This window comes from Cytophaga aurantiaca DSM 3654 (genome assembly GCF_000379725.1).
GTDB lineage: Bacteria > Bacteroidota > Bacteroidia > Cytophagales > Cytophagaceae > Cytophaga > Cytophaga aurantiaca.
The window spans coordinates 265,943-286,079 of record NZ_KB903632.1; the positions used below are offsets into that span (position 1 = coordinate 265,943).

General features: G+C 38.2%; 9 protein-coding genes. 2 read left to right on the plus strand and 7 right to left on the minus strand.

Annotated elements, in window-relative coordinates; all coding sequences use genetic code 11:
- Positions 1-3: 3 nt before the first annotated feature.
- From A3EE_RS0108715 to A3EE_RS22175, 4 genes are all read right to left on the minus strand, one after another.
- A complete protein-coding gene (locus A3EE_RS0108715; protein ID WP_018343066.1) occupies positions 4-858 on the minus strand; it encodes an ABC transporter permease in 855 nt (284 codons plus the stop codon).
- Between the two features lie 10 nt (positions 859-868).
- Positions 869-3,286 (minus strand): GumC family protein, encoded by a 2,418-nt coding sequence (locus A3EE_RS0108720; protein ID WP_018343067.1) that lies wholly within the window; start codon positions 3,284-3,286, stop codon positions 869-871.
- A gap of 9 nt (positions 3,287-3,295) precedes the next feature.
- Positions 3,296-4,003, minus strand: a complete 708-nt coding sequence (locus tag A3EE_RS0108725) for a polysaccharide biosynthesis/export family protein (protein WP_245553821.1) — start codon at positions 4,001-4,003, stop codon at positions 3,296-3,298.
- Positions 4,004-4,228: 225 nt separating this feature from the next.
- Entirely contained in the window at positions 4,229-4,357 is a 129-nt protein-coding gene (locus tag A3EE_RS22175) for a hypothetical protein (protein WP_018343069.1), read from the minus strand.
- Between the two features lie 76 nt (positions 4,358-4,433).
- On the opposite strand from A3EE_RS22175, the gene A3EE_RS0108735 reads away from it, so the two are divergent.
- Together A3EE_RS0108735 and A3EE_RS22265 are read left to right on the plus strand one after the other, a co-directional pair.
- Positions 4,434-4,688 (plus strand): hypothetical protein, encoded by a 255-nt coding sequence (locus A3EE_RS0108735; protein WP_018343070.1) that lies wholly within the window; start codon positions 4,434-4,436, stop codon positions 4,686-4,688.
- A gap of 166 nt (positions 4,689-4,854) precedes the next feature.
- Positions 4,855-5,208 (plus strand): exosortase/archaeosortase family protein, encoded by a 354-nt coding sequence (locus A3EE_RS22265; RefSeq protein WP_018343071.1) that lies wholly within the window; start codon positions 4,855-4,857, stop codon positions 5,206-5,208.
- A gap of 230 nt (positions 5,209-5,438) precedes the next feature.
- Here A3EE_RS22265 and A3EE_RS0108745 read toward each other — a convergent pair whose 3' ends face one another.
- From A3EE_RS0108745 to A3EE_RS0108760, 3 genes are all read right to left on the minus strand, one after another.
- Positions 5,439-14,420 (minus strand): hypothetical protein, encoded by an 8,982-nt coding sequence (locus tag A3EE_RS0108745; RefSeq protein WP_018343072.1) that lies wholly within the window; start codon positions 14,418-14,420, stop codon positions 5,439-5,441.
- A 541-nt stretch (positions 14,421-14,961) separates the two neighbouring features.
- The gene (locus A3EE_RS0108755) at positions 14,962-18,981 is read right to left on the minus strand and encodes a beta strand repeat-containing protein (protein WP_018343073.1); all 4,020 of its coding nucleotides are present in this window, start codon (positions 18,979-18,981) and stop codon (positions 14,962-14,964) included.
- 394 nt (positions 18,982-19,375) lie between these two features.
- Positions 19,376-20,095 carry a T9SS type A sorting domain-containing protein gene (locus A3EE_RS0108760; RefSeq protein WP_425386821.1) on the minus strand — a complete coding sequence of 240 codons (720 nt, stop codon included), beginning with the start codon at positions 20,093-20,095 and terminating at the stop codon, positions 19,376-19,378.
- Positions 20,096-20,137: the final 42 nt, after the last annotated feature.

Consider the following 20,137-nt stretch of genomic DNA (forward strand, 5'->3'; position numbering starts at 1 on the left):
AAATTAAATTGAGTCCATGAAATTCTTTTCTACTTTATTGAAAATTGCAATTCCCAAAATCAATAAGATAATTGTAATGAAAGCAGAATAAAACAATGTATAAATATCTAATACACCTATACCAAATATGCTATACCTAAAGGTTTCAATAATCCCTGTCATAGGATTTAGCTTTAGTAAAAAAATAAAAGTAGGATCTTTGATTGAGGACAATGGATAAACGATTGGTGTAGCATACATCAATAAGGGTACACCAAATGTTACTAAATAGCGCAAGTCTCTATATTTAATTGTCATGGAAGAAATAATAATTCCCATTCCGATTGATAAGGCCGCCATTATTAAAACTAAAATTGGGAATAATAATATACCCGAATTAATAGCCGGATAGAAATCCTTTGAAATCAAATAATAAGTAAATATGATTACGAACAATATCAATTGAATTCCAAATGAAATCATTGAAGACAAAACGACAGAGATAGGTACAACTAATCGAGGGAAATATATCTTACTAAAGATATTTGTATTGGCTAAAAACGTTTCTGAGATTTTCAAGAACGTAGATGAAAAATAATTCCAGAATAAAACCCCGCTTAAATAAAAAAGAATCTGAGGCTGACCATCTGTAGACAAGCCCGCAATTTTACCAAAAACCACAATGAATACAATTGTGGTTATCAGCGGCTGGATCAAGAACCATATGGGTCCCAGGATCGTTTGCTTATATTGAGCAATAAAATCCCTCTTCACAAACATAAATATAAGATCTCTGTACTTCCATACGTCCAGTAATCTTAATTCGAACCAGTTAGATTTTGGTTGTATATATATATCCCATTTCCCTTTATCTTTCATGGTGCACATTTTAAAACTTGTTTTTGAAGTTCAAAAACCTCTGCCACCATTTTTCTTTTACTTCCGGCTCGTATCCATATTCCAGAGGATTTCCATAGTATGAATATTTGCGCAGTAAGTGAGCCGTTATTCCATTAAAAATAATAGCGTGCGGCTTGTTAATATATTTATTTTTCAAGTCCTTGATCGCCTCCAATGTTTCTTTAGGAGTATAGTCATAACGAACGATGTATAAATTAACATCTATATGTTTGATCACAGACATATAGTCAGATACCAATCCTACCGGAGGCGAATCCATAATAACGACTTCAAATTTCTCTTTGATCTTCTTTATAAAGTCATCCATTCTCTCTGAAGCTACCAATTCAGATGCATTCGGCGGTACAGGTCCGGGAATAATTTGATATAAATTATTAATTTCACCATCATGGATTATTTGATCTAAGGTAGCCAGCCCAATAAGATATTGACTTAATCCCATGGATCCGCTTGGGATAGCATTTGCCTGCATGTTAAATGCTTTACGCATGTCTCCGCGAACCAGCAATGTTTTTTTGCCACTAATTGCATAGATCCTGGCTAGGTTATGCGAACAGAAAGACTTTCCATCTCCGCTTATACAGGAAGTTATACCAATCATGAACGTTTGCTTGCCTTGCAGCATAAACTGCAGATTTGTTCGTATAGACCTGAAACTTTCTGTAAGAGAGCCGTGCCCTGAATGAACAAGTTTTTCAATTGAATCATTACGGGTATAACCTACCGTTCCCAATACGGACACATCCGTAAACTTAATAATGTCTTCTTTTGTATGAATCTTATTGTCGATTTTGCCATATACAATAAGTGATACGATAATCACTCCTATTCCACCTAAAATATATGTTGTATATATTTTACTTACGGTTGGTGCCACCTGAACATAATCATCTTCTAAAGGACTTTCAACCGTAAATGCATCCGGCAGATTGGATGCCCGTGCGATGCTGGCTTCAGCTCTTTTTTGAAGCAAATAATTATAAATTTCATCATTAATTGTATGCTTACGTTCTATATTAATCAGTGTTCGTTGCTGCATCGGAATGGAAGACATCTGGGTTTCCATTTTAGCGATCCGGTTATCAATATCTTTAATGGAAGATCTTGAAGTATTAACAAGATTGTTCGTAGTTTCCAGAAGCGCGTCTCTTGTGGTTTTAACTCGGATCAGCAATGTTTGAAATGCCGGGCTTTTTTCACTACTGCTGTAGCGCAACGTATTTTTTTGTTGATACAGTTCTACTAACTGACCAACCAATTGATTTAATACTACATCAGAAATATTAATCGTAGATGGCGCAACTAAATCAACTAGCTCTTTATCTGTATTCAAATACCCTTTTAAATATTCATAATATCGCAGCTGTAGTTCGGCTTCTAATTTTTTACCTTCAAGCTCATTTAATTGGGTTATGATACCGATAGATTGTTCTTCGAAATTGTATATTTTATTTTTCGTCCTATACGATTCAATTTCATCTCCGGTATTATTTAAAGAATCCGAAATTACTTTTAGTTGAGAATCAATAAAATTAATTGTGTTGTTTGCGATTTGATTTTTATCTTCTAACTCTTTTCGGATATATACTTCAGACAATTTGTTTAAGAAGGCAACTTCCTTTTGTATAATGGAACCGGATGAGGAAATTGTAATAATAGAAGACTTGTCATTTTCAGTAACAATTAGCTTTGCTTTATATTCCCGTGTCAGTGAATGTAAGTCTCTACCAACAACCGAAAATTGAAGACCGTTATCACTGTTATTGTAATAACTTGTTTTAAGGATTTTGAAATTAAACAGTCCCCCTAAAGAAATGCTTTGTCCGAATTTGAACTCTGCATTCTCAAGACTTTTTACTGAAACGACTGTATCTACATATTCATTTGTAATCGGGTCATACAATCTCTGTCCGCCTCCGGGCACTGTTAGTGTAAAATATTCAGAGTTGATGATCGTAATGAACATCGGCATATTTGTGATGATCAATCCTGAATCACATGCTATTTCAAACGGTTGTACTTTATATATTTCAATGTCACGTAAACTTCCTTTAACACGATATGCCCAGGTAAAATCCAGTTCATCTACAACAAGGCGAATTCTGTTGTAGGACTTTATCAGTTCCATCTCATTCTTCAAATTCTTAAATGGCTGAAACATAGACGAACCTTCAAGAAATGATTTACTTCCGTAGGAATAGGATGATTTATCTTTAATATGCATGGTTGTTTTAACCATGTATATTGGAGTCGAATAACGGATTTTGTAGAAAGAAAATAATAAAGAAAATAATAGGATAGCCACTACTACATACCAGAATTTTGATAAAATTCTAAAATATTCTTTAAAATTAATGAGATCTTTTTCTTCTTCTGATTCACTCATGATGGACTATTAAAATCTGCTTAATATTAATAAGATTAAGGAAACCGAAGATAGGGCAATTGAAACATATATAATGTTTTGCTTGTCTACTTTAGCATGCTGAGGCTGTATGTACAAAATATCATTTGGCTGCAGATAATAATTATCTGAAGTAAACGAGGAATAATCTGTCAGATTTATTTTGTAGATTTTCTTTGTGCCGTTTTCCAATGTTCGGATAAGCTGAACCTTTTCCTTATTTGCATATTCAGACGCATCCCCCGCAGTTGCTATCGCTTCGTAAATCGTACACGTTTCATTTGAAACAAAATGCTGTCCCGGATTCTGAAATTCACCCAGAGCTAAAAATTTAAATGAAGCCAGCTTAACGTCAACGGTTGCATATTTAAAGTAATCATTTGCTTTCAATGTAATGATTGAATCTGCTTGCATAATAGTATAGTCGATCAATTTCACTTGACCAATAATAGGCAGATCTACATAACCGGAATCATTTATATAATAATCCAAAAAATAAGCTTGATCCCCGGAATTATTCATTGAGGATTCTTCTTTTGCCAAAATCTCTTTACTTTCTGAATCCGGATTCAGAATTTTTATTTTTAACACATCATGTATGCGCAATGTGTAGGTTTGAGAAAAATTTGGAGCAGGAAGTTCTGCCTTATCATCTTGAAAATAAAGTGTTTTTTTATAATTTAAACATGAACTTAACACTACAACTATGAAAAATATAATTACTCGGATAGTGTACCTGTTGTTATAAAAATTCATTTTTATTTTCATCTGACTTATTAAACCTATTCACAGTATTTTATATGCAATCTAACTCATTATTTTTTTATAATGAAATTTAACTTCCCAGCTGTTTGCGCCAAACAAAGCAAACTCCCATCAAGGCAAATAACCTAAGACCCCATATTGTGTTTCTCAAATCTTACACTAACGCATGAAATAAAAACACATCAAATCCAGCATATATAAACCCGTTACAGCCACTTGTTTTACTTCGCTCTGATTGGTTGTATGATTCATATCAATTTCAAAATTATACATATCTTTTAGTATCATTTGTAGTCTTTTTTTACTAAATTGCCGTATACTTAAACTAATTCAGTTAAGTAATCAACGTTATACGTAGTAAAATATGAATCTATCAGCTAAAATTCTTTCAAAGAACGGCTTGAAGCTATCTCTAGTTGCGTTATTCCTTCATTTGTCTTTTGCGGTATTTTCACAACCATGCCCTCCTGGAAATCCTGCTGGTGATCCTGCTTGTGATGGTAGTGACCCTTCTCTTCCATTTGATGGAGGTGCTAGCTTACTTATCGCTGCAGGCGTGGGTTTGATTGGAAAAAAAGCGTTGCAAAATAGAAAATCGTCTCGATCTGAAACCCTATAAAAAATACCTCATTCTAGCAGCAAAGCTTCTAGGATTTTATCTACTCTTTTACACACTTTTCAGGTTATATGTTGGAATAGTAGATCCCAGAGGTACTGTCTATTCCCCTTTCCTACATTCCTTCAGTTTATTACAGCTTGTTTTAGATTCTCTTATCTACCCAACGATGTTTTTGCTGAAAATCGTTGGATTTGAAACAAGACATACCTTAGATACCGTAGGCATCTTAGGCAAAAATGGAGTACATATAGCGTATCCATGCCTGGGAATTGAAATAATGATTGCTTTTATAGCACTATTCTATGCCTTCCCTGGAAGCAAAAAACGCTACTTTGTTATTTTTGGCCTTATAGGAATTCATTGCCTGAATATTATTCGCATTTTTTCAATCATATTACTGAATAAACAGCTACCTAATATTGTTGACCTGACCCATACCTTATTCAACTTTTTTAGCTACTTGCTCATTTTAAGTCTCTTTTACGTTTGGTATAAAAAGCACAGCGAAAGTAAATTTTAGCACTCAATACGAATCCAATACCTCTCTCACCTTCTCTTTATAAATAAATATACTATTCATATTAATCGATCCCTATACAACATCATATTGTATAGAGTGTTGTAGTGTATACTATACTACTGTCTTCATACGTATTTCAATCTCACTATGTATCAAACAAAAAAGTCCCGTTACATCCCGATAGCTATCGGGATGTAACGGGACTTTGGTATTATATAGTTCTATTCAGCTTACTTAACTATGCTAACCTGTCCGGCAAAGCTGATATTAACCATCGTAACTTTTATTACATACAAGCCATCCGGAATAGATGGAGTAAAGAAGTTATTGCCGCTTGTCAGCGATACGTTTGTCAATACTTTAACACGATTTCCTGTTGCATCCAGAATCTCAATTGTACTTAGACCAACCATGTTACTTTTCACAACGAATCCTCCATTTGGACTCGAAGCAATCTGCATTTCAGCCATCGTTGAAGCTTGATTAACACCTGTTGTTAGTGTCTCGCGTAACAAGTCAAAACGATTGATGCTATCTGTTTTCAACCCTAAATACGTGTAGTCCATTGTTTTCACTACCGTGCGTGTTCCCAATTTTTTATCTACTAAAATATACTGCAATGTTGGATCGCTACATGTAATGCTCAATACATAATCTCCATCGGCAGGTAGTTTTGTAAATACCGGAATGGTATCTCTTACCGAAGGGCTTGCTATTGAATTGATCGAGTATTTCGTTGCACCATACGTTGTATAGATTGAAGGAACTGAACTTGCATTTAAGAATTTGTATGCATCCAATTCATTATCAAAATCATTAGTCGCATCCTCATTAAAGCGGATAATCGCATCATCTGATGCAGTCGAGCTCTTCAAGGTTAAACGAACGGTTTCATCCGCTGCTGTACGCCACATAGAAGCATATGTTGAAGTACGCACACTGTTTGTCATAGCAACAGTAGCTGTCGGGAACGATGCATTTCCATCATATGCCACAAAGAACGAGTTCATTGCCGGAATATATTGAGTTGCAGTGTTTGTTCCTTGTCCGCTTACATAACTCGCATATGAATTTGTTGTCGGATTCCAGAAATACGTCGCATTCATAATACCTGTCTTAGTCCAGCCGGAAGCCGCTTCCCAGTCCAGCGTACTTGGATATGGATTCGAAACAAACATAAATTTAGTTGCTACGTTCGGAGACGAATACGAATAGCCTGCAGCATGATTGTATGTACCTGTAAAGTCTACCAAAGTTGGTGTCGGGAACCACATACTATATGCGGTACCTGGCGACAACGTTGTGCTTAAACTATTAACAGGTGTCCATGCAAATGTAGGTGTGTTGTATTGGAACAAACGTGTTTTAGTTGTTACCGGATTAATCACCTGAGCATTATCTGCCAGATCAGCTGCTGTTACACCATCCAGCGGACAAGAAATATAATGTGTTGTGTTTGAAACAACATTCCTGTATACAGTGACATTGCCGCTTACACTACCAACATTACCTGAATTGAAACCTATATTACCACCACCGTCAATATTGATCTTAACTTTATTACCTGTTGATAATGTACCTGCAGTAAGAATTAATGTACCATTCAACGTTAACGGTGTAGATACAGTTAAGCCTGCAGTATTATTTAATTCCATATTAAATAAAGTAGGTATGCCAGAAACGGTTGATGCTGTAGTACCTTTAAACACAAGCTTAGAACCTGCTACTGAATTTACAGTTCCATTGTTCGTTACACTTGCATATGCATTTAATGTACCGCCAGAAGCCAATGTAATTGTACCATTATTGACAATTGATTTAGCATCTGAAGATGCTGAAACAGTCGGCATAAAAGGTACGCCTGATGCAGGAATAGTTATTGCATTTGTTGATGTTGGTACAATAGTAGTGCTCCAGTTAGTAGGCGTATTCCATGCTGTACTTGTAACACCTATCCATGTTAGTGGACAAACCGTATTTGAAAAAGAGATAGACAAAGAAGACATTGCTCCGGTTCCACAAGAATTAGAAGGTGTAACAGTAAATGTTCCGCCTACAGCAGATCCAAAATTAACCGTTATTGCATTTGTATTGGCACCCGATGTAATTGACGCACCCGAAGGTATTGTCCATATATAAGACGTTGCAGCAACCGCTACTGGAATTGAATAAACAGCACCCGTTGAAGCTGGACATACAACAGTTTGACCAGTAATGGCAGCAGCAGCAGCAGGAAGTGTTAAAACAGAAAGAGATTTAGAAGTTACACCGCCATTACCGCAAGAATTTATTGGCGTTACAATAATATTCCCTCCCGTAGTACCGAAGCTTACCGTAATTGATGCTGTTCCTGAACCCGCCGTTATTGTAGCACCGGAAGGTAATGACCAACCATAACTTGTTGCATTTGCGACTGCTGCAATACTATATGTAACACCTGTTTGATTTGGACAAACAGAACCCAGACCTGTAATTGCACCTGCATTACCAGGAAATGGATTTACAGTTACAGCTAATGATGTTGCAGCAGCAGCATTTCCACATCCATTAACTGGAGTAACGGTAACGTTGCCTGAAGTAGAAGCAAATGTAACAAGTATTGAATTTGTTGTTGCGCCAGATATAATAGTTGCGCCCGTAGGAACAACCCATGTATAGGATGTTGCTGATGCAACAGCAGGCACGCTATATGCTACAGAGAATTGTCCGGAACATACGGTGCTTAAGCCCGTAATTGCTCCTGCTGAAGGAGGAATCGCAGATGTAACAACAACACTAATGCTTGAGAACAGACCGTTCCCGCATGCATTTTGAGGCAAAACTTGAACGGTGCCAGAAACAGCCGACGTACTGAAATTTGCTACAATTGAATTTGTGCCTGCACCCGATACAATAGACACGCCAGTTGGCAATGTCCACAAATAAGTTGTTGCATTTGCAACTGCCGCAATACTATAGGTGACATTTGGAGAACCTGAAGCTGAACAAACTGCCAATGGCCCTGTAATTGCACCTGCATTGCCCGGCTTTGGATTAACGGTAACAGTAATCACATTTGAAGAATCAATTCTACTACATGCATCTGTAGCTTTTCTTCTATAATAAGTTGTTTGAGTCACACCAGGCGCAGCAGGCGTATATGTTTTAGAATTACCTCCAATATTTGTCCAAGGACCTGTAGAAGAAGTAGTAGAATTTTGCCATTGATATGTAATTGAACAACCCGAAGTTGCATCCGCAACAGAAGTTAATGCAGCTGGAACTACAGTACTACAAATACTTTGATTCGAACCGATAGTACCAGGCAATAAGTTTGCAGGTGTGGTGGATGTAATTGTTAATTTACAGTATGCACCACCACCACTTTGTCCATACCTGATTTCTACTTGAGAATTTGCCGGCAATGTTGCCGTCCAAACATTTATTTGTGGTGTACAACAAATACCTGTTCCCGTATATACAGTTACGCCATTTATTATGATTACAACATCATCATCCACTTGCGCATCAAATTGATAAGTACCTGCGGCTAGTAATTGTCTATATGACACACTAAAATTAGTAGTACCCACTTGACATCCTGAATAACCTGCAGATGTAGAAGGAGCAGATGTCCACGAATTCCTAGTATCAAAACTATAGTTTACAGCAGATGTGTTATTTTCTACATAACTACCATATAAGGTTGTAAAATTACGCCCGTTATATACATATGCATTCCATGCTCCAATACCCCAAGTAAGGGTAGGTGGCGAAGGCACTCCAACTGTAACTGTAAATACATTTGAATACGCTACAGTTCCACAAGCATCCGTAGCCTTTCTTCTATAATAAGTTGTAACACTAATAGAACCAGGTATGTATGTGTTAAGTGTAGCGCCAGAAATATCTGTGTAACCTGTACTTGAAGATGTTGTTGAAGACTGCCATTGATAGGTAGCATAACAACCTCCAGAAGCATCTGCTGTTGAAGTAAACGGAGCTGGTATATTTCCAGAACAAACAATTGGAGTAGTAGAACTAATTGTACCACCCAAAAGTGTTGTTGGCGTTACCGGATACACCATGGATAATTGTCCATAAGAAGAACCTCCTCCAGTATCTGCCCATCTGAACTCTACAGTAGAAGAAGCATTCAAAGGACCTGTCCATACATTAGTTACCAGAGCTCCCCAACTTACACTCGTATAAACCAAGACTCCATTAATATAAACTGCACCTGCATCATCAGACAAATAATCTAATCTATAAGTACCTACAGGAAATCCTTGTCTTTTATAAATAACACCATGCTGATCTGCATTCACGGAACAGCCTTGATAGCCAGCTGCCGCAGAAGGTGTAGAATTGACACCCCAGCTATTTCTAGAGTCAAAACTTGGGTTTGTTGCAGAAAAACCATTATCAACATAACTACCTCTTAGTGTGGTATACGTTACATCATTGTAGGCATATACATTCCATACGTTAGAGCCAAACACGGATGCATTTGGTAATGGAAGTGGCGCACCAATTGCTATTGAAATCACATTTGAATATGCTACAGCCGTACATGCATCGGTTGCTTTTCTTCTATATGAAGTAGGTACTGTAATTGCAGTTGGCGTGTATGTTACTAAAGTAGCGCCGGCGATATCTGTATACCCACTACCACTATTTGACTGCCATTGGTAAGTTGCATAACAACCACCAGAAGCTGCTGCAGTTGATGTGAATGGATTTGGACTATCTCCCGAACATACGGTAGTTGTAGTATTTGCAATGGTTCCTCCAAGTAACGGTGTTGGTGGAGTTACAGAAACAAATGTAATTGCACCTTGTGAATTACCTGTCCCTTCTGTCCATCTAAATTCGACTTCAGAACTTGCATTCAAATTACCAATCCAAACGGCGTTAATATAAGTAGGAGTATATGCACCTCTGGAATATACTAAAAGACCATTAATATAAAGTGTACACGCATCGTCATTCATAACGTTTAACGAATATGTACCCGTAGTGAAGCCTGTTCGCTTATAAATAACACTATGGTTATCTACGCCTACCTGACAACCTGTATAGCTAGGTGCTAAAGAAGGTGTGGAATTTAAAGCCCAAAGAGATGCGGAGTTAAAACTTGGATCTGTCGATGAAGTACCATTATCAATATAAGAACCCGATAACGAAGATGCCAAATAGTTTTGTGCATTATATACATAAGCTACCCATGCATTCGCAACGGTAACTGAAGTATCTACTGGAACAGGTGGTCCAATTGCTACCGTTACAATATTAGATGTTGACGTTTGACCACATGCATCTGAAACATTACGTCTATAATTTGTACCAAGAGTAATTGCAGTTGGCGAATAGGTTGCTGCATTTGCACCAGCTATATCAGCATAGCCACTACCATCATCTGACTGCCATTGATATGTTAAATAACAAGAGCTCACCGCCGGGTCTGTAGAATTAATTATTGAAGGGGTATTACCTGAGCAGACAGAATTAGGTCCACTCAATGCAATGATACCTCCATAAAGTGGTACTGTTGGTATAGTAAGCGTAATATTTAAACGACCATAATTACCTACATCATTTGCATTCTTATAGTGATATTCGATTGTTGAAGAAGCATCTAAATTACCTGTCCACACATTCGACACAACTGCACAACAACCTGTTCTGCCATATACCAATACACCATTTATGTATAAATAACCTGCATTGTCAGAATCAAAATCTATTTGATACGTTCCTGTAGGAAAACCTTGTCTCTTAAAACTAACTCCTGATAAATTAGGAATAACCTGGCAACCTGCATATCCCGGAGCTGCAGACGGCGTGTTTGCGACTGTATAAATAGTTGATGTGTTAAAACCTACGTTTGCTGCTGAGATACCGGAGTAGGTAAAAAATCCTTTATAATCCGTCCAGTCTACATCTGCAGCATTATATACACCACCATTTACATTGGTAAAATCATATACATAGCCATTCCATGTATTTAAAGGAAAGATAGAAGGATCACCCTGTTGAACAGTAGTAATCGTTACTGTTACAGTATTAGTATAAGCAGTTCTGGCACAATTGGCATCTATTACTGCACGTCTGTAACACGTTGTTTGAGTTAAAACAGGTGCATTATACGTAGCATTAGTTGCTAAAGCAATATCTGTAAATGTTCCTGTGCAGCCTACATCATTTTGCCATTGATAAGCAATAACAGAACTACATAAACCCGAAGCTACTGCTGTACTTGTAAAAGGTAAAGGATCATTATTTGGACATAATATTTGATCCCCAGCAATTGTCCCTGCAATTAATGTAGGGGTAGGAATTAAATTGAATGTTAAAGATCCGGAGCCACCTCCGCCATTGTTTTTATAATGAAAATCAATTGTTGAAGTAGCATCCAAACTACCTATCCAAACAGCAGTAGAAGAACCATTTGTTGTTCTGCTGGATACCAACGTTCCATTAATGTATAAATATCCTGCATCATCCGCACTGAAATCAATCGAATACGTACCTACAGGAAATCCTTGTCTTTTAAATTGAACACCCGTATTTTGATACGTTGCTAATTGACATCCGGTATATCCCGGAGCAGTGGCAGGGCTAGAAGTTGTAGTATAAAGAGTTGTTGAATTAAATGACAAACTGTTAACCGGGAAAAACCCTTTATAATTTACCCAATTATTATCTCCTGTAGACCATGCTCCTGCTGGACCTTGATCAAATACATACCCATTCCAAACATTGGCAGGAAACACAGAGGAATTTCCCGGAGGAGTTGAATATACTGTTATTTTTACGGGAGTAGAGGTTGCTGTAGCGCCGCAGGCACCAATTGCAATACGGTTGTACCATGTTGTAACTGTTAATCCGGAAGGGATTGTGTACGTTGCACTCACTGCTCCTGAAATAGGTGTCCATGTTAAACTATCTGTTGACGATTGCCATTGATACCCTGCTAATGAACAACCGGTTGTTACCGGACTTGCAACATTACTTAATGCTTGAGCTGGAATATCTCCGTTACAAATAAATTGGTTCCCTCCGATTGTTCCTGCAGTTATCGTACTTGCAGGTGTTGCTATTGGCGCAAAAGTTACTTGCAATCCACTACCGCCACCACCTTGCGTTAATCTAAATTCAACTTGATCAGATGCACCCAATGTACCTGTCCACACATTGCTTTGTAGTGTATTCGTATAAGAGAGATTCTGAAATACTTGAGTTCCATTCAAGAACATGGTAAATCCATCATCCTGAAAGTTCACACTTAAATTATATGTGCCAGGTGTAAAGTTGGTTTGCTTAAAACTGATAGACATGTTTGTAGCAGGTACCGAACATCCCAGATATCCCGATGCAAGCGAAGGAGAAAGACCACTCGCCCATCTGGTACGGCTATCAAATGAAAGCGAAGGTTCAACGTAGTAACCTGTATAATTTGTAAAGTTAACGGATGAATAGCAATACGCATTCCATACTCCGTTGCCATAAACACTTGGTGTACCCGGAGCAGCTAAGGCATTGGGAGTAAATGTTGCAACGTTACTTGTTGCATTCGGGCCACATAGCCCTGAAACAACTACACTATAATTATTAGCAACTGTTGGATTGTTTAAAGCAAGAAGATTTGTTGTTACACCACTATAGATTCCTCCGTTTGTAAGCGGCACTCCATTTTCCAGCCATTGATACGAAATCGATGTACCCGTAGCTGCTGCCTGAAATGTAACGGATCCGTTGTTGCCAGAACAAGTAGTAACAGTGGAAGCAGGTTGTGATGTAATAACAGGAGCTGAATTAAGAGTCACTCCGGAGGTAGCTGTTACTACTGCACAACCGCCTCCTGCTGCAATGGTATTTGTTACTGTATATACTGTGGTCCCAGGATTTACAGTAGCAAGGTTTATTACTCCGGTAGTAGTACTTACAAAACCAAGGCCGCCTGTTGCTGTAAATACTCCGGCTACACCTCCCCCACTAAATGTAGGAGATGGATTTGTACCATTTGTACAATAAGGAGTACCTGTATAACTGAATGTCGCTACAGGGAGTGTTTTAATCGTAAGTGTTTTAGTTGATGTTACTGGCACACAAGTACCATTCCCATTCGCAGTTAATGTTAATGTAACACTACCCGCAGTAATATCTGCTCCGCTTGGTGTGTAAGTAGCTAAAGTAAGTGAAGTCGGATTTGCAAAACTACCAGTTCCGCTGGATGTCCAGAGGATTCCTGAGTTATTTGTAGAGCTGGATCCTGTAGTAATATTTACTGCTCCGGAGTTGGAGCATGTATTTATTGCTGTTCCGGCAACAGCCGTCGGAGTAGCAGTTATAGTAATATTTTTGGTAGAAGTTACGCTTGTACACGTTCCGGTTCCCGTTGCAGTCAGTGTTAAAATTCTGGTTCCTGCAGTAACATCGGCTGCTGTTGGAGTATAAGTTGTTGCAGTCAGAGAACCATTATTGGTAAATCCCCCTGTACCGCTGGATGTCCAGGTTATCGTACCGTAATTTGCAGCGCTTGAACCTGCCGTAATATTTACTGCTGAAGTTCCGCAAGTAGCAATTGCTGTACCTGCCCCAACCGTTGGCGGAGTGGTTATCGTAATCGTTTTAGTAGAAGTTACGGTTGCACAACTTCCCACAGCAGTTAATGTTAATGTTCTGCTTCCTGCTGTTACATCAGCGGCACTTGGAGTATATGTAGCTGTAGTAAGTGAATTCGCATTGGCAAAAGTACCTGATCCATTAGATGTCCAGGTTATGCTTGTGTACCCCGAAGCACTGGAACCTGTAAAAATGTTAGCTACTGCTGTACCGCAAGTAGATATTGCCGTCCCTGCTGCAACGGTTGGTGTTGCAAGCAACGTAAATGTTAGAGGAGTAGTTGCACAAGTACCTGTTGAAGGACCACTCGCATTATAAGGAATAATCTTCCAGTAATACGTTGTACCGCATGTAAATGTACCGCCATACGTATATGTTGTGGCTGTAACACTAGTTCCATTTACAAGTTCATTAGCCGCAGTGGTTGTACCTATATATACATAATACCCAGTGGCAGGTGTTCCTGTTGAAGGAGCTGTCCATGTAAACGGTGTTGATGAGCTGACTATAGTACCTCCGGTTGCAGGAGCTAATGCCGTTGCACAATTCGGCACCGCTGCTTCTGCATAATAATTAAAACTTAGAAAAGTTATAATTGAGAGCATACTATAAAGGGTTCTAAAAAATGAATCGTAAAATTTTTTCATAGTCTTAATTGGAATAACTTATCTTAAGTTAACGACTATGAAAGGATTGTGTTAAGACACTCAGCATATAATGACAATTGTCAATGTTATTATTTGAAGAAATTTCAACCAAAAACGTCTTTAATAGATCTTTACTACATTTTTTCTACGTAATTTCAACATAAAAATGTACGTACAAACACGTTATCTGATATTTCATCTCTGAATAGCTATGTTTAAACATGTAAGTTTAAACTGTATAAATTAACAATTGTTATTTTTTATTAGAGGGATATTTTAAGGATATTTTGAATAAAAATGGTCAAAATCCTACAATACAGACTTTAGAATTACGCTACTTTATTGTGATTTCCAATGGTTTTAGCAAGCTGAACCGCGTGCCTTAAATCTATAAATATTTCAATTTTCAGTTCAAACATTCTTAAAACAAAAACACCCAAACCATTTTAAAATGATTTGGGTGTTTTTTAGAGTTTTATCAAAACTCCATCAACATCAATTATCTAATAATGCTGACATGATCAACATAACTTGTGTTATCCATATTCACTTTGATCAAATAGAAACCACCTGCTACTTCCGGAGTAAAGAAATTATTTCCATTTGAAAGCGATACATTCGACAGTACTTTCACAACATTTCCGGTTACATCCAATATCTCAATGGTACCTGTTCCTGAAAGTGTACTCTTCACCAAGAACCCGTTCGGACTGGATAAGATAGCAATGCTTGAATTCCCTGTGCCTGTATTTACACCCGTTGTGGTTGTTTGACGCATCTGAAGATCAAAGCGATTCAGATCATCTGTTTTTAATGCTGTAAAGGAATAATCACCTGTAGTTACAACTGTTTCAGTTCCCAATTTCTTATCTACCAAAACATATTCCATTGATGGATCACTGCTTGTTATGCTCAATACATAATCTCCATCTGCAGGCACTTTTGTATATACTGCAATTGTGTCTTTTGCAGTTGGATCTGCTATTGAATTGATCGAATATTTTGTAGAACCAAACATCGTATAGATCGAAGGAACGGCACTTGGATTCATCATCTTAAAGGCATCCAGATCTCCGTCAAATTCATTTGTTGCATCTTCGTTGAAACGAATTACCGTTTCATCTGAAGCGTTTGAACTTTTTAAAATCAAACGAACCGTTTCATCTGAAGCCGCACGCCACATAGAAGCAGCTGTTGCAGTACGAACCAGACCGCTCATTGAAACCGTTGCCGTCCCTCCTGAGCCATTATATGCTACAAAGAATGAATTCATTGCAGGAATATTTTTTGTAGCTGAGTTTGATCCTGCACCGAAGACATAACTTGAATAGGAGTTTGATCCTGGATTCCAGAAATATACTGCATTATTAATACCGCTTTTTGTCCAGCCTGAAGCTGCTTCCCAATCCAATGTGCTTGGGTATGGATTGGATACAAACATAAACTTCGTTGCAACATTCGGTGACGAATACGAATAGGTAGCAGCGTGATTATACGTTCCCGTAAAGTCTACAGAAGTAGTTGCAGGGAACCACATACTGAATGCATCTGAAGGAGCCATGGTCGTGCTCAAGGTACTTACGTCCGTCCATGCATATGCAGTATTATCAAATTCGAACAAACGTGTTTTAGTTGTTGTCGGATTGATTACCTGTGCATCATCAGCAAGATCAGCTGCTGTAACGCCGTCCAACGGACAGGAAATATAATGTGTCGTACTTGAATTAATTGCTCTGAATACCTTAACGTCGCCACTTACCGAACCCGCATCACCCGATGCATAACCGATATTTCCGCCATTATCAATATCAACCGCAAGATTGCCGTTCGTTGTCAGGGTTCCATTAGTTAAGGCTAATTTACCTTTTAACGTAACAGCATTTGCAGCACCACTTGCGATCGTTACACCAGCTGCATTGTTAACCGTAGCATTGTATAGTATTGGAACACCTGTGATTGTTGCTGCATTTGTCCCTTTAAATGTAACAACAGAACTTGTAGCAGAAGAAGGTGTAAACGTTCCACTATTCGTTAAAGAACCATATACATCCATTGAACCTGTACCAGTCAATGTTACAGATGAACTAGGATTTATAGTAAGATTTGCAACAGTAGCTGTCATACCTGCTGTAATTACTGGTTTGTTTGTAACATTTGGAATTACAACAGTGTTTCCAGAAGTCGGAACAGTACCTAAACTCCAGTTACCTGTTACAATCCATGAGGTATTAGATGCACCCGTCCAGGTGTTTGTACATGGATTCACTGTAACTGTGAATGGATTAGAAGTATTACCGGTACAAGTAGCTGATGCTGGTGTTACAGTAAACGTTCCAGATGCATTACCCATTGTTACCGTAATACTTCTTGTAGTACTTCCTGCGGTAATAACAGCACCTGCAGGAACTGTCCATGTGTAATTGTTTGCATTGGTAACAGCCGCGATCGAATAAATTCCACCAGCTGTATTCTGACATACCGGAGTAGTTCCTGAAGGGGTGGCCGGTGAATTAAGAGTAGAATTTGAAACAACAAATGTTGTAGTAGCAGTTGCTGATGGACAACTTGTAGCAGCTATTGTATAGGTTATAGTGTATGTTCTATTAGAAGTACTTGTATTTGGTGTAAATGCCCCTGTAGATGTAGAGAATCCTGTTAATGTACCAGTTGAAGAATAAGAGAATATACCACCTGTAGTTCCTGTGATTGTTGGCACCTGAGTAGTTGACGTATTCCTGCAATATGTTGACGCCGAATAGGCGATCGTTGCAGCATTCGTTGGACTAACTGTAATAGCTTTGCTTCCAAGTGTTACTCCCGTTGCATTTCCACAACCGTTATAAGGAACAACGCTTACTGTTCCATTAGTCGTACCCATTGTTACTGTAATTGAGCTTGTACCCGCACCTGCTGTAATAGTTGCATCCGAAGGAACACTCCATGTATATCCTATTGCACCCGTAACACCTGAAACACTATATGTATACGATGTATTTTGACACACAGCCGCAGTGCCGGCAATAGAGGCTGTACCCGAAGGAATAACCGAAGAAACCGTAATACTTGCTGTAGCTGTTGCTGCAGGGCAAGCTGTAGCCGCCATGGTATAGGTAATTGTATAAGATGTTGCTGTACTTCCATTCGGAACAAAAGATCCCGTTGATGTACTGAAAGATGTTAATGTACCCGCTGTTTTTGTAAATGTACCGCCTGCAGTACCTGTTATCGTTGGTACCTGAGCTGCACTTGTACCTGTACAGAAGTATGATGAAGAAGGATATGTGATCGTTGCAGCATTGGTTAAATTAACTGTAACCGTTTTGCTTCCTATTGCAGCACCAGTTGCATTTCCACATGTATTGGATGGCGTAACGCTTATCGGTCCGCTTGTAGCGCCCATCGTTACCGTAATAGAGTTTGTTCCTGCTCCTGCTGTAATCGTTGCATCAGATGGTACACTCCAGGTATAACTTGTTGCACCCGTCACACCAGATACGGAATACACCTGACTACTTCCCTGACATACCGCAGATGAGCCTGTAACTGTAGCTGTACCTACCGGTTTTGCTACCGTCACAGCCAAGGTAGAAGTATTACCTGTACATGTTGAACTTGATGCCTGTACAGTAATATTTCCCGAACTAGCCGCCGCTGCTACACTTACTGTTATGGATCTTGTACCTGCCCCTGCTGTAACAGTAAAACCCGAAGGAAATGTCCATGTATACGTAGTAGCTCCACTAACTGTTGGTGTAGTAAATGTTGTCGAAGTAGCAGAACAAAATGTTGTAGTACCTGTAATGGCGCCTGTTACCATACCTGTCAAACAAGCTCCGCTGCATGGACCGGTGTTACAATCACTACCAGAACCAAAAATAGTACTGCTACCAAAAACATTTTGATTGGTCATTGAACCAGTCGATGTAAATGTACCAGTACCTGTCACTGTTGGATTTGAAATAAATCCTACTGAACTATAATTACCACCGACGGTAATAGAACCATTAACAACAACATCTCCATCCGTATTGTTAAAATCTCCTCCAATAACTAAACTTCCTGTAGCATCTACTATAATATTTGATCCTAGATACATTGTTAAATCACCTGTAATGATTAAGGTTGCTCCGGGATAAACGTGTATTGTTCCGCCAAGCATACTAGGAACACTACTGATCGTAACAGTAGCAGGAGATTTAATATCCAGCTCACCTCCTGTAGCACCCAAAATTACACCCATAGTTACAGTAGGTGTCCCGCCTGTATTGCTTGCATTAAAAGTATATACTCCCCCTGCATTTATTGTAAGGTTAGAATTTAGATTTAAGCCATGATTAACCGTAACCACATCTGTCGCTCCGGGAACCGAAGCCCCTCCCCAGGTTCCGGTTACATTCCAATTTCCAGTAGTTGATGAAGTTCTGCTAGCAGCATGTGAAAGCGTTGGCAGTAGAAAAATTGTAAAAAGAAGTATTATGGAATAAAATGATCCAATAGAAGGGGAATGATTTTTAAACATACTGGTATTGAATAAGAATTGAAGATTCGTAAAAAATCGAACGAGTCTATCCTCTAATGGTTATCCACAGATGTAATGAATTCGAATTAACATATGTAATATCAGATATTATAAAAAATTTAAAAAAAAAGATAAGAAATTAAAAAACAGATATTTAAATAAAAAAATAAAAAAAATAGTAGATGTTCAAACATGTACTATTAATTAGTAAAACATACAAAATAACCTCAAAATAATATCTCGTATTACAGATTATGAATTAACATATGTTAAGTAATTTATTAAAAAACACTTTCAAATCATTAAGACGATACTTTTAAGTTACTGTTAAATTCAATAAATCACCTGAAAGAATATAATCTTCAGGTGATTTATCAGAATATATGAAGTTAATTCATCTAATAATACTTACATGATCTACATAGCTCGTGTTATCCATATCCACTCTGATCAAGTAAAAACCNCCTGCCACTTCCGGAGTAAAGAAGTTATTTCCATTTGAAAGCGACACGTTCGAAAAGACTTTAACAACATTTCCGGCTACATCCATGATTTCAATTGTACCTGTACCTGATAAAGTACTTTTAACTAAAAAACCATTCGGGCTTGATAAAATAGCAATGCTTGAAGTTCCTGTACCCGTATTCCCTCCTGTTGTGGTTGTCTGACGCATTTGAAGATCAAAGCGGTTCAGATCGTCTGTTTTTAATGCCGCAAACGAATAATCACGTGTAGTAACTACTGTTTCTGTTCCCAATTTCTTATCTACCAACACATATTCAATGGCTGGATCACTGGTTGCAATGCTCAATACATAATCTCCATCTGCAGGTATTTTTGTGTATACAGCAATCGTGTCTTTTGCATATGGATCTGCAATTGAATTGATCGAATATTTCGTAGAACCAAACATGGTATAGATTGAAGGAACTGCCGTTCCGTTCATCATCTTAAAGGCATCCAGATCCCCATCAAATTCGTTTGTTGCATCTTCGTTAAAACGAATCACTGTTTCATCTGCTGCACTTTCACTCTTCAATGTCAAACGAATTGTTTCATCTGAAGCAACACGCCACATAGACTGAAACGTTGCCGTACGAACCAGACCATTCATTGAAACGGTTGCTGTTGAAGGACCAGTGCCCGTATAGGCCAC